A 13,309-nucleotide genomic window follows, 5' to 3' on the forward strand; every position below is an offset into this window, starting at 1 on the left:
CTAGGCGATGACCCGATTACGCCGTAGCGCTTCGATCCGCTCGGCCTCATAGCCCAACTCGCTCAGGACCTCGGTCGAGTGAGCTCCCAACCTGGCCCCTATATGCCGCGGCTCGGGCAAGCCTGCGGAAAACTTCAGCGGACAAGCCATCTGCGCCTGCACGGTGCCGTCTTCCCGAGGCACCTGGCTGACCAACTGGCGAGCCTGCAACTGCGGGTGCTCCACGGCCTCAGCCAGGCTCAGCACGGGCTCGACACAGGCATCGACGCCCGAGAACAACTGGCAAAGCTCGGCGAAGTCATGCTTCTCGAACTCGATCTGCAGGGCCTGCTTGAGGGCCTGCTGCTGGTCCGGCACGGGTGACAGGCCCTGGGCCGCCAACTCCGGACGCCCCAGTGCCTGACACAGCTGCTGCATGAATACTGGCTCCAGGCTGCCTACCGAAAACCAGCGCCCGTCGCGGGTACGGTAATAGTCATAGAAACTGCCGCCGTTGAGCACCTGCTGCTCCATCCCAGGTTCTACCCCACAAGCCAGGTAGCCAGCACCGGACATGGCGTTCAGGCTGAACGCACAATCGGTCATGCTCACATCCAGATGCTGGCCCTGGCCGCTGTGCTGGCGGGCGACCACCGCTGCCAACAAACCGATCACCCCATGCAGGGAGCCACCGGCGATATCCGCCGCCTGGATCCCCAGGGGCAGTGGCCCCTGGTCCCTACGTCCGGTCTGGCTGGCCAGGCCGGCCAGGGCCAGGTAGTTGATGTCGTGTCCGGCGCGGTCCTTGTATGGCCCGGTCTGACCGTAACCGGTGATGGACACATAGATCAGCCGTGGATTGATCGCCTTCAGGGCCTCGTAGCCCAGGCCCAGGCGCTCCATCACCCCCGGGCGGAACTGTTCGAGGACGATGTCGTAGTCCTGCACCAGTTGCCGCACCACCTCCAGGGCTTCGGGCTGCTTCAGGTCCAGGGCCAGGCTGCGCTTGTTGCGATTGAGATAGGCGTGGCTGGCCGATACGCCCTGGTCATGAGGCGGCAGGACCCGCAGCAAGTCCATGCGGCTCAAGGACTCGATGCGCAGTACATCGGCGCCCATGTCCGCCAGCAGCAGCGAAGCGAACGGCCCCGGTAGCAGGGTGGAGAAATCCAGTACCTTGAGTGACGCCAACGGCCCTTGCATGTGCCTCTCCTCTTGATTGACTGACCTCAGAGTAGGCAGGCTCCCAGCTCCCAACAATCACCGCAACGGTCAGTTGCAATGACCGTTGCGCTCAAGGCCCAGGCAATAAAAAACCCGCCGCAGCGGGTTTTTCATGCTCATCGAGCTTACTTGATGCTCGGCGCAGGACCTTCGGCCACGCCCAGGTCATCGGTTTCACGGGTGTCGGTAATGGCCCGGCCACCGGAAGCCAGCTCGGCCTGCAGCTTGTCTTCGTCCAGCTCCTTGACCCACTTGGCGACTACCACGGTGGCCACGGCATTGCCCACCAGGTTGGTCAGGGCACGGGCTTCGGACATGAAGCGGTCGATCCCCAGGATCAGCGCCAGGCCGGCAACCGGCAGGTGGCCCACGGCCGACAGCGTGGCCGCCAGGACGATGAAGCCACTGCCCGTCACACCAGCAGCGCCCTTGGAGGACAGCAGCAACACCAGCAGCAAGGTGATCTGGTGAGTGATGTCCATGTGGGTGTCAGTGGCCTGGGCGATGAACACCGCAGCCATGGTCAGGTAGATCGAGGTACCGTCCAGGTTGAACGAGTAACCGGTAGGGATCACCAGGCCGACCACCGACTTCTTGGCGCCCAGGCGTTCCATCTTGATCAGCATGCGTGGCAGCGCCGACTCCGAGGAGGAGGTGCCCAGTACGATCAGCAGTTCCTCACGGATGTAGCGGATCAGCTTGACCACGCTAAAACCATGGGCGCGGCAGATGGCGCCCAGGACCACCAGCACGAACAGGACGCAGGTGATGTAGAAGCAGAGCATCAGCTGGCCCAATTGCACCAGCGAACCCACGCCGTAGGCACCGATGGTGAAGGCCATGGCGCCCAGCGCACCCAGGGGAGCCAGCTTCATGATCATGTTGATGATGTTGAACATCACGTGGGCGAAGCGGTCGATGAAGTCCAGGATCGGCTTGCCGTAGGCGCCCAGGCGATGCAGGGCGAAACCGAAGATCACCGAGAACATCAGCACTTGCAGGATATCGCCGTTGGCGAAGGCACCGACGATGGTCGCCGGAATCACATTGAGGATGAAGGCGACCACGCTCTGCTCGTTACCGGCAGTCACGTAGGCAGCGACTTTCGAGGCATCCAGGGTTGCAGCGTCGATATGCATGCCGGCACCCGGCTGCACGACGTTGACCACCACCAGGCCGATCAGCAAGGCGATAGTGGAGACGATCTCGAAGTACAGCAGCGCATAGCCACCGGTCTTGCCCACCGATTTCATGTTCTGCATACCGGCGATACCGCTGACCACGGTGCAGAAAATGATCGGGGCGATGACCATCTTGATCAGTTTGATGAAGCCATCGCCCAGGGGCTTGAGGGCCACGCCGGTCTGGGGATAGAAGTGACCGAGCAGGATGCCGATGGCGATGGCAACGATCACCTGGAAATACAGGGATTTGTACAGTGGCTGACGAGTCGTCATTGCAAAGTTCCTCAAGAGCCCCGGCATGCTGCTTCCATCACGGCATGCGGTGCCTAAAGTGCGAACCCTCCTGCGCTGGAGGGATTTGTTGTGTCGAGCTGCGCACAGGCAGATCTGCAGGCTCTATCGCAAGGCTCGTGCCACCTTGCCAAAAAACCAATGAGGCCTTTTAAAACAATGGGTTAGAGCCAAACTTTGCATCCAGTGAGCTACGGCTGAGCTGGCGGATTTCCGCCCACCCACCGGTTCTCGTCCTACAATTTGGCGGATATCCGCCTTGTTCCCTCGTCGAAGCGCTCGCTAAGATCCACCATTCAACGGACGGACCAGCCCGCATGCGCGAACGCACTATCGCCAGCCACTTTGCCCGCGCCGCCCTCGGCGGGGCACACCGCCGCGGCTACGACTATCTACCGCTGCTGCAACAGCTGGGGATCAGCCCCGAACTGCTGAGCCAGCCCAAGGCCCGGATCGCTCCCGAGCAATTCGCCCAATTGCTGCAACGACTGTGGTTGGAGCTGGAGGACGAGTACCTCGGATTCGCTGATGGCCCCAGCAAGCCTGGGACCTTTGCCATGATGTGCCATGCGCTGATCCACTGCCGTACCTTGGAGAAGGCACTCAATCGCGGATTATTATTTTATAGCTTATTCCCACAGGCCCCGCGCCTGAGCCTGACCCGTGAAGGCGATATGGCCAGGTTGAGCCTGGACGACTCCGGGCTATGGGACCCGGAACACTTTCTCAGCGAATGCCTGCTGGTGATCTGGCATCGCTTGGGCAGTTGGCTGATCGGCCAGCGGGTCCGCCTGGAACAGGCCGGTTTCAGCTATCCACGCCCCGAGCACGGTGCGGAATACGACCTACTATTCCCTTGCCCGCTGCAATTCGACCAGCCGTGCAGCAGCCTGCTATTCCACAGCCGCTACCTGGACATGCCGCTGTTGCAGGATGAACGCACCCTCAAGCACTTTCTCGAACGCTCTCCTGCCGACCTGCTATCACGACCCGATGAGGGCGACAGCCTCAGCAGCCAACTGCGCCGCCTGCTGGCCCGCGACCGCGAACACTGGCCCGACCTGGAAAGCGTCGCCCAGCACATGCATGTCAGCCCCCAGACCCTGCGTCGGCATTTGCGTGAAGAAGGCTTGAGCTTCCAGGAATTGAAGGACGAGCTGCGGCGCGACATCGCCATCTACCACCTGGGGCGTGCCGACCTGTCCTTGCAGCAGATTGCCGAGCAACTGGGGTTTTCCGAGCCTTCGGCCTTCCACCGGGCCTTCAAGAAGTGGACCGGCCTGACTCCAGGTGCCTATCGCGCCCGGAGCCAGTGACCCGATCGGCTACAGCTCGGGGAAATGGATGCGAAAGGCTGCGCCACCCAAGGCTGAGTCGCCCAGGGCCAGGCGCGCGCCGTAGCTCTCGATAATGTCCTTGACCACCGCCAGGCCGATGCCCTGCCCCGGATGCTGGCGGTCCAGGCGCTCGCCACGCTGGAGTATCCGTGCCCGCTGATCCGCCGGCACCCCTGGCCCATCGTCCTCCACGCACAGCTCGGAACCGTCCAGGCTCTCGCGCACACTGACGCGCACCGAACCCAGGCACAAGCGGTAGGCGTTCTCCAGCAGGTTGCCCAGAAGCTCCAGCAAGGCACCGTGCTCGATCGGCAGATAGCAGCGCTCAGGCAGGTCGAACGAGACTTTCACCCGCTTGTCGCGATAGACCTTGTCCAGGGTATCGCACAGGCTTTGCAGGACCGGACGCAAGCGAACCTGGTGGCGTACCAGGCCACTCTTGCGCAGACTGGCACGTTGCAGCTGATAGCTGATCTGCTGGCTCATGCGCTCGATCTGCCCTTGCAGGACCCAGGCCTGCTCACGATCCTGGGGGCGCAGCGCCATGTCCTCGCTGACCCCTTGCAAGACCGCCAGCGGGGTTTTCAAGCTATGGGCCAGGTCGTCCAGGGAGTCGCGGTAGCGCCTGCGCTGCTCACGCTCGCTCTGCAGCAGGCGGTTCAACGAACCGGTCAGGCGCAAGAGCTCTCGTGGATGTTCTTCGCTCAGGCTCTGGCGGGTGCCGCTCTCGATCTGGTCCAGCTCCTGGCTCAAGCGCCGCAGGGCCTGCAGGCCCCAGGTCAGGCCCAGCCAGAGCAATGCCAGCAGCACCAGCAGCGCCGCGCCAAACCCCAGGTAGAGGTTCTCCCGCACCCCTTCCAGGGTCTGCTGATACTCGCGCACCGGTTGCAAGGCAACGATGCTGAAGGCAGCGCTCTTGCCCCCCAACAACTTGATCTCGACGTCGTAGACGAAGAACTCCTGCCCATTGGCCTCGCGAATCCTGGCGAATTCGTTGCCACGTCCGTCATAGCGCGGTCGGTAGTTGATGTTCTCTTCCTGGGTCGCCCGTGAACGCCACACCAGGTGCCCCTCACGGTCGTAGATGTAGCCCAGCAGCCGGCTGTCGGCGAGGTTGAAGCGCTCATCAGGCAGCTGCGCCGGCATTTGCAGGCGGTTGTCCTGGATGCGTGCCGCCGAGATCAGGGTCGTGACATCGGACGCCAGGCGCTGCTCGATGGAGTCCTGCAACGCCAGGCTGAAGGCCCCCTGCATCGCCGGCAGCAACGCCAGCATGAACAGTACCGCCAGGATGGTAGCGGCCAGCATCAACCGCAGCCGTAGCGATCGAATCATCGGCAACGCTCGTTGAACAAGTAGCCCAGACCACGCACCGTATCGATCGGCTTGAAGCCTGACGGGGCCTCCAGCTTGCGCCGCAACCGCCCTACCAGCACCTCGATGACGTTCGGATCACGCTCGTCATCATCCGGGTACAACTGTTCCATCAGCCGATCCTTGGCCACCACCTGCTGATGATGGCGCATCAGGTATTCGAGAATCCGGTACTCGTAGGCGGTCAACGCCAAAGGTTGCTCATCAAGGGAAGCCTGCTTGCGATTCAGGTCCAGCAGCAAGGGCCCGGCAATGATGGTGGCCTGGGTGAATCCGCTAGAGCGGCGCAGCAACGCATTGAGCCGGGCTTCCAACTCCTCGAACTGGAAAGGCTTGACCACATAGTCATCGGCACCGCTGGCCAGGCCTTCGACCTTGTCCTGCCAATTGCCCCGAGCCGTGAGGATCAGGATCGGAAAGCTCTTGCCACGGGCACGCAGTTGCCGGATCAGGTCCAGCCCGCCCATGCCCGGAAGGCCCAGGTCGATCACCGCCAGGTCGTGATTGAACTGTTCGCTCTGATACAGCGCTTCCTCGGCATTCGCCACGGACTCGACGACATGCCCGCTGTCGGTCAGGCGGGTTTGCAAGTGATGGCGCAACAGCGCCTCATCCTCGACGACCAGCAATTTCATAATGCTCTCCCAGGCAGTATTCGACATCTGCAGGGGCGCTCCTGCGCCCCGATGATTAACGCACCAACGCCGGGCCATACCCACAGGGTATGGCCCGGCGCGGTTCAAGGACCCGTTCGCTGATCAGAATGCGCGATTGGCCGACAGATAGGCCCGAACGCTGCCAGGCACTGACAGGAACACAGCGTGACCGTCAGGCAGGTCATTAGCGAGGAGGTTGCCACGAGCGACCTGGACAGTGGCGCAGGAACTGAAAACAGTAAAGACCAGGGTCGGTTTTTTCAACGAGCTCATTAAAGGGTTTCCTATGCACGACTCGGCATCTTGATTATCAGGCTAGAGTAAACGGCCTGCCCTGAACTCCTACTGAACATTTCCTTAACCCCTCCTGAATACCGCCTGGCAGGCCTTCGAGCCTTGCATGGCTATCCTGCGAGTTTGCAACGCGGCACACTAGCGACCATGACTGAACTTCCTCCTCTTCCCGCCTGCTGTACCTCACTGGACGCCTCCTGGCCCTTGCCGACTCCTTTGCCCGATACCCTCTGGCTGAGCACCCGGTTCGATCCCGGCCAACTGCTGGCGGGCGATTTCCAGCGCAGCGGCATCCAAGCACCGCCGAGCATCCAGCGCTCGGTGGCCAAGCGCCAAGCTGAATTCCTCGCCGGACGCCTATGCGCTCGAGCGGCCTTGTGGCAGCTCCAGCAGTTGGACTGGACTCCCGCTATCGGTGCCGATCGGGCACCGGTATGGCCGCCCCATATCAGCGGCTCGATCACCCATAGCACCGGGCGCGCCGCCGCCATCGTCGCCGACAAGCGCCATTGGCGGGCACTGGGAATGGACCTGGAAACCCTGCTCAGCGCCGAGCGTGCCAGCAAGCTGGCGGAACAGATCCTGACGCCCGCCGAGCTGCAGCGACGTGAACAACTGCCGGACGAACTGCAGGCCCTGGCCGTGACCTTGACGTTCTCGATCAAGGAAAGCCTGTACAAGACGCTTTATCCGCTGGTGCAAAAGAACTTCTATTTCGAACATGCCGAAGTACTGGACTGGAGCCCTGATGGCCAGGTACGCATGCGCCTGCTGACGGACCTGTCCGAGGAATGGCATCACGGCCGCGAGCTGGAGGGGCAATTTACCGTCGAGGACGAGCAATTGCTCAGCCTGATCGCCATCAAGGCCTGACCCCTTCCATTAACGGGGCTCCTGCTGGCGCGGCCAGGCCAGGCTGAAGCAGGCCCCACCCAGGCTCTTGCTCCGGCCGATCAGGGCCCGGCCACCATGCCAATAGATGATGCGCCGCACGATCGACAGCCCCAGCCCATGACCGCCAGAGGCTCGGGTCCGACTGTCATCCAGGCGCAGGAAGGGCGTGAAGATCTTTTCCCAGGCACTTTCCGGTACCCCCGGGCCGTCATCCTCCACATCTATACGGCAACGCAATTGCCCAACCTGATAGCTGACGGTCACCTGGGATTCGGCATGGCGCATGGCGTTGCCCACCAGGTTCTGCAACGCCCGATGCAGGTAGCGTGGCTCGGCTTCGACCCAGGTACCGTCGCAATCGGCAGCAGACAGGCACAGGCCACACTGGACCTTGAGATTGGCGCGCAACGGCGCCAACTCGCTGATCACCTGGTTGATCAGTGCATGCAGGTCGATGCGCTGGAAATTCAAGGCGGGCGAGCCTTGCTCCAGTCGAGCGTAGGTAAGCATCTCGTCCACCAGGCGGTCGAGGTCCTGGATGTCGTTATCCATGCCATCCAGGTATTTCTGCCGCGCTTTGTCGTTACCTGCCGAGGCGATCATCTCCAGGCCGAAGCGCAGGCGCGCCACCGGGGTCCGCAACTCATGGGAAACCGCCCGGACCAGCTCGCGCTGGATCGCCAGCAATCGTTGCAAGTGCTCAGCCATGCCGTTGAATGCCGCCGCCAGGCGTCCCACCGAGTCAGCGCCCCTGGCTGGCACCCGAACCTCCAGGCTGCCTTTGGCGATCCGCGTAGCCGCCGCCTCCAGGCCATTGACGCGACGCTCCAGCTGGCGCACCAGTAAATAAACAATCAGCCCGATCAAGCTCAGGCCCAGCACGGCAATCGATACCAGCCACTGCACCGGATAAGGGTTCATCTGGTACAGCGGGCCGATTTCCAGCACCCAGGGAGTGCCCGCCAGCCCGGCGAACACCCGGATCGAATCCCCTCCCTTGCCCAGCGCCATCACCGTATCGCCTTCAGCCACCCGGCGGCGCTGGTCGTCATCCATATCGGCGACATCCAGGGCAGCCAAGTGCATATCGAAACCAAAGCCCTTGGCTTGCTTCAGGGCCGCCAGGCGCTCGGGCTGCTCTGCCACCGGATAACGCACCAGTTCATCGGCCAGCAGGTAGATGGTCGCCCGGGCCAGTTGCTCGCTGATCTGCTGCACCTCGGCACTGAGCAGCAACTGCTCCTTCTCGCTGACCAGTCGATAGACCCGGGCAGCGAACGGCCCCGTCTGCTCGACCAGCGCCTGGCCGCGCAGCACTCGACCCCGCTGGCTACCATCCAGATCGGTCTGGCTGAAAGTCTTCAGGCTCAGAGGGATGCCCAGCAACCGTTCCCACACGGCCAGCGCCCGCCGCCGCTCGATCTCGCTCATGGGTTGCAGGTTGTCGGCCATCAGCGAAAAGGTGCCATGCGCCAGTCGCTCGCGGTACTGCTCGCTGCGCACCTGATTGAGCAGGTGCAAGGCCAGCACGCCGAGCAATGCCACCAGAATCAGCGCGGCGCACATACCGCCATAGATGCGCAGGAAGATCGAGTTCACAGGGGCATGTCGGCAGCGGCCTCGGGAACGAACAGGTACCCCTTGCTGCGGATGGTCTTGATCAACCGCGGATGCTCCGGGTCATCACCGATCTTCGGCCGGATGCGCGAGATCCGCACATCGATGGAGCGGTCCTGGCCGTCATAACCGATACCACGCAAGGCCGTGAAGATCTCTTCGCGGGACAGGATCCGCCCGGCATTGGCCACCAGCAGCCACAAAAGATCGAACTCGGCGCTGGTCAACTCGATGCCGGTATCGCAGAGCCAGGCTTCGCGCAAGGCGTTATCCACCACCAGCGGGCCGAATTGCAGGCGGCGAGTCTTCTCGGCCTGCGCTTCCGGAGCCTCGCTACGGCGCAGCAGCGCCTGGATCCGGGCCAATAACAGCCGCGGTCGCACCGGCTTGCACACATAGTCATCGGCCCCCTGGTCCAGCCCCATGATCTGGTCCATATCGTCGGTGCGCGCAGTGAGCATCAGGATCGGTCCGTCATAACGGTCACGCACCTTGCGACAGATGCTCAGCCCGTCCTCGCCAGGAAGCATCAGGTCCAGAATCACCAGGTCCGGTTGCTCGGCGATGATCCTCGCGGCAGCCAGGGCACCATCGCCCTCGATCGCCACCTGTAGTGCGTTGCTTTCCAGATACTCCCGGGTCAACTCAGCCAGACGCTGGTCATCCTCGACAATCAATATCCGCCAGGCTTCCTGCTCCACGCTCGACCTCTTCTTTGTCTTGTTGTCAGCATTCTGCCCCCATCACTGCGTACATCTTTCTGTCATGAAAAAAGCCGATAACCGGCCCGAGGGAAGACACGCTTGGGGCAGTGGATCGCGACGGATTGTAGCAACCGGCGAAGCCTCTTATACAAGCGGTGAAAACGACTCGGTCAGGGAGATTTTTTGTGATAGGGTTCGCGCCCGCAAAAATCCGCCCCAGGCAATTTTCGCCCGCAAAAAACAGTGACAAACGGTTCCATGCAGTGGAACTGCGGGCTGCAAGAGTTTTACCCAAACCATGCACACTTTACGCACAAACTTATCCACAGGCCTTACGTTGCAACCACCCCCTAAACGCATTATCTTGTAGCCCGGCGGCAAAAAAACCCTACATCTAGGGTTTTCCCCAAAAAACCAAACACAATTCAGACAAGAAACTCAAGCGCTTTTCTTGCGCCCGTTTGGTTGAACCAATCGCTGTTTTAGAAGACCAACACCGCACGCGCGGATGGCACCGTTTTCTACCTCGTTCAGGAGAAGGCGGTACGGGTGTTGCAACAAGAGATTGCCACCCATTAGGAACAAGATGCCGGAGCAGATCCCGGCATCCATGACTTCGGCATGGAAGCGGCGCCAAGAGCCCTTCCTGAACTGTCCCGAAGTCGTTATGCCGGCCCGCGCCGGTAATAGTGCTTCAGGACGGAACGGTGGGCACCTTATGGGTGCCCAAACAAACATAGAGAACGTGGAGAGACCCATGCAAACCGACACAACTCGCGAGAACCCGCAGGCCAATGCGCCGCAGGCCGCCGATTCCAACCTGGATCTGTCTGCTACCGCACCTGGCCAATTGCGCGTGATCAAGCGTAACGGCACTGTCGTCCCCTACACCGACGACAAGATCACCGTCGCTATCACCAAAGCGTTCCTCGCAGTTGAAGGCGGCACCGCTGCTGCCTCGTCGCGAATCCACGACACCGTGGCCCGCCTGACCGAACAAGTCACCGCGACCTTCAAGCGCCGCATGCCTTCGGGCGGCACCATCCACATCGAAGAGATCCAGGACCAGGTAGAACTGGCCCTGATGCGTGCCGGCGAGCAGAAAGTCGCTCGCGACTACGTGATCTACCGTGACTCCCGCGCCAAGGAGCGCGCCACCCGCTCTACCAGCGAAGAGCCGGTGAACGCTCACCCTTCGATCCGCATCTCCCGCGCCGATGGCAGCTTCGCCCCCCTGGACATGGGCCGCCTGAACACCATCGTCAGCGAAGCCTGCGAAGGGCTGGAAGAAGTCGACGGCGAGCTGATCCAGCGCGAGACCCTGAAGAACCTCTACGACGGCGTAGCCATCAAGGACGTCAACACCGCCCTGGTGATGACCGCCCGTACCCTGGTGGAGCGCGAGCCGAACTACTCGTTCGTCACCGCCCGCCTGCTGATGGATACCCTGCGCGCCGAGGCCCTGGGCTTCCTGGACGTCGCCGACAGCGCCACCCACCACGAAATGGCCGACCTGTACGCCAAGGCCCTGCCGGCCTACGTCGCCAAGGGTGTCGAGTTCGAACTGCTGAACCCGGTACTGGCTGAATTCGACCTGGAGAAACTCGGCAAGGCGATCAACCACGAGCGCGACCAGCAGTTCACCTACCTGGGCCTGCAGACCCTGTACGACCGCTACTTCATCCACAAGGACGGCGTGCGTTTCGAACTGCCACAGATCTTCTTCATGCGCGTGGCCATGGGCCTGGCGATCGAAGAGAAACAACGCGAAGACCGCGCCATCGAGTTCTACAACCTGTTGTCGTCCTTCGACTACATGGCCTCGACCCCGACCCTGTTCAACGCCGGCACCCTGCGTCCACAACTGTCCAGCTGCTACCTGACCACCGTTCCGGACGACCTGTCGGGCATCTACGGCGCCATCCACGACAACGCCATGCTGTCGAAATTCGCTGGCGGCCTGGGTAACGACTGGACCCCGGTACGCGCCCTGGGCTCGTACATCAAGGGCACCAATGGCAAGTCCCAAGGTGTCGTGCCGTTCCTGAAAGTAGTCAACGACACCGCCGTCGCGGTCAACCAGGGCGGCAAGCGCAAGGGCGCGGTCTGCGCCTACCTGGAAACCTGGCACCTGGACATCGAGGAATTCCTCGAGCTGCGCAAGAACACCGGTGACGACCGTCGCCGTACCCACGACATGAACACCGCCAACTGGATCCCGGACCTGTTCATGAAGCGCGTCTTCGATGACGGCAAGTGGACCCTGTTCTCGCCAAACGAAGTACCCGACCTGCACGACCTGACCGGCAAGGCCTTCGAAGAGCGCTACGAGTACTACGAAGCCCTGACCGAGTACAACAAGATCAAGGTATTCAAGACCATCCAGGCCAAAGACCTGTGGCGCAAGATGCTGTCGATGCTGTTCGAGACCGGCCACCCATGGCTGACCTTCAAGGACCCATGCAACCTGCGCTCGCCGCAGCAGCACGTGGGCGTGGTCCACAGCTCGAACCTGTGCACCGAGATCACCCTGAACACCAACAAGGACGAGATCGCCGTCTGCAACCTGGGCTCGATCAACCTGCCGAACCACATCGTCGACGGCAAGCTCGATACCGCCAAGCTGGCACGCACCGTCAAGACTGCCGTGCGCATGCTCGACAACGTGATCGACATCAACTACTACTCGGTTCCGCAAGCACAGAACTCGAACTTCAAGCACCGTCCAGTAGGCCTGGGCATCATGGGCTTCCAGGATTCGCTGTACCTGCAGCACATCCCGTACGGTTCGGATGCCGCGGTGGAGTTCGCCGACAAGTCCATGGAAGCGGTCAGCTACTACGCGATCCAGGCTTCCTGCGACCTGGCCGACGAGCGCGGTTCCTACCAGACCTTCGAGGGCTCCCTGTGGTCCCAGGGCATCCTGCCACTGGACAGCCAGCAGATCCTGATCGAGGCCCGTGGCGCCAAGTACATCGACGTCAACCTGGAAGAGTCCCTGGATTGGGCGCCGATTCGCGAGCGCGTCAAGAAAGGCATCCGTAACTCGAACATCATGGCCATTGCGCCGACCGCGACCATCGCCAACATCACCGGCGTATCGCAGTCGATCGAGCCGACCTACCAGAACCTGTACGTGAAGTCGAACCTGTCGGGCGAGTTCACCGTGATCAACCCATACCTGGTGCGCGACCTCAAGGCTCGCGGCCTGTGGGACTCGGTCATGATCAACGACCTGAAGTACTACGACGGTTCCGTGCAGCAGATCGAGCGTATCCCGCAAGAGCTGAAGGACCTGTACGCCACCGCATTCGAAGTCGAGACCAAGTGGATCGTCGATGCCGCCTCCCGCCGCCAGAAGTGGATCGACCAGGCTCAGTCGCTGAACCTGTACATCGCCGGCGCTTCGGGCAAGAAGCTGGACGTGACCTACCGCATGGCTTGGTACCGTGGCCTGAAAACCACCTACTACCTCCGCGCCCTGGCCGCCACCAGCACCGAGAAGTCCACCATCAACACCGGCAAGCTGAATGCTGTATCCAGCGGCGGTGACCATGGCGACAGCTCGATCCTGGCAGCCCCAGCCGGTCCTGCTCCAGTGCCGAAGGCTTGCGCCATCGACGAGCCGGATTGCGAAGCTTGCCAATAAGCTGAACCGACAGGTGCCCCACGGGCACCTGCACCAACCCCCGATATGCCACCGGTGTATCGGGGGTTTTCTTTTGCCTGCCCCCAGCACTCCTTGCTTGCAGCGA

At 61.9% G+C, this 13,309-nt stretch carries 9 protein-coding genes; 3 read left to right on the forward strand and 6 right to left on the reverse strand.

The window, feature by feature from the left end; genetic code table 11:
- Together I9018_RS23405 and I9018_RS23410 are read right to left on the reverse strand one after the other, a co-directional pair.
- On the reverse strand, positions 1 to 1,182 hold the full coding sequence (locus I9018_RS23405; RefSeq protein WP_241107622.1) for a CaiB/BaiF CoA-transferase family protein: 1,182 nt from the start codon (positions 1,180 to 1,182) through the stop codon (positions 1 to 3).
- A 146-nt stretch (positions 1,183 to 1,328) separates the two neighbouring features.
- A complete protein-coding gene (locus I9018_RS23410; protein ID WP_068587554.1) occupies positions 1,329 to 2,660 on the reverse strand; it encodes a dicarboxylate/amino acid:cation symporter in 1,332 nt (443 codons plus the stop codon).
- A 335-nt stretch (positions 2,661 to 2,995) separates the two neighbouring features.
- On the opposite strand from I9018_RS23410, the gene I9018_RS23415 reads away from it, so the two are divergent.
- Positions 2,996 to 3,994: an AraC family transcriptional regulator gene (locus I9018_RS23415; RefSeq protein ID WP_068587556.1), complete on the forward strand. Its 999-nt coding sequence runs from the start codon at positions 2,996 to 2,998 to the stop codon at positions 3,992 to 3,994.
- 9 nt (positions 3,995 to 4,003) lie between these two features.
- On the opposite strand, the gene I9018_RS23420 is transcribed toward I9018_RS23415, so the two are convergent.
- Positions 4,004 to 5,350: an ATP-binding protein gene (locus I9018_RS23420; RefSeq protein WP_068587558.1), complete on the reverse strand. Its 1,347-nt coding sequence runs from the start codon at positions 5,348 to 5,350 to the stop codon at positions 4,004 to 4,006.
- Positions 5,347 to 6,024 carry a response regulator gene (locus I9018_RS23425; protein WP_068587581.1) on the reverse strand — a complete coding sequence of 226 codons (678 nt, stop codon included), beginning with the start codon at positions 6,022 to 6,024 and terminating at the stop codon, positions 5,347 to 5,349. Before I9018_RS23425 ends, I9018_RS23420 begins: the two co-directional genes overlap by 4 nt.
- 462 nt (positions 6,025 to 6,486) lie before the next feature.
- Between I9018_RS23425 and I9018_RS23430 the strand changes: the two genes are divergently transcribed.
- Positions 6,487 to 7,212 (forward strand): 4'-phosphopantetheinyl transferase superfamily protein, encoded by a 726-nt coding sequence (locus tag I9018_RS23430; protein ID WP_068587560.1) that lies wholly within the window; start codon positions 6,487 to 6,489, stop codon positions 7,210 to 7,212.
- A 9-nt stretch (positions 7,213 to 7,221) separates the two neighbouring features.
- Here I9018_RS23430 and I9018_RS23435 read toward each other — a convergent pair whose 3' ends face one another.
- Together I9018_RS23435 and I9018_RS23440 are read right to left on the reverse strand one after the other, a co-directional pair.
- Positions 7,222 to 8,832, reverse strand: a complete 1,611-nt coding sequence (locus I9018_RS23435) for an ATP-binding protein (protein WP_241107623.1) — start codon at positions 8,830 to 8,832, stop codon at positions 7,222 to 7,224.
- Positions 8,829 to 9,551: a response regulator gene (locus tag I9018_RS23440; RefSeq protein ID WP_068587564.1), complete on the reverse strand. Its 723-nt coding sequence runs from the start codon at positions 9,549 to 9,551 to the stop codon at positions 8,829 to 8,831. Before I9018_RS23440 ends, I9018_RS23435 begins: the two co-directional genes overlap by 4 nt.
- A gap of 760 nt (positions 9,552 to 10,311) precedes the next feature.
- On the opposite strand from I9018_RS23440, the gene I9018_RS23445 reads away from it, so the two are divergent.
- Positions 10,312 to 13,203: a ribonucleoside-diphosphate reductase subunit alpha gene (locus I9018_RS23445; protein WP_068587566.1), complete on the forward strand. Its 2,892-nt coding sequence runs from the start codon at positions 10,312 to 10,314 to the stop codon at positions 13,201 to 13,203.
- Positions 13,204 to 13,309 lie beyond the last annotated feature (106 nt).

It is taken from the genome of Pseudomonas sp. MPFS (assembly GCF_022537035.1).
In the GTDB taxonomy this organism is placed as follows: Bacteria; Pseudomonadota; Gammaproteobacteria; order Pseudomonadales; family Pseudomonadaceae; genus Aquipseudomonas; species Aquipseudomonas sessilinigenes.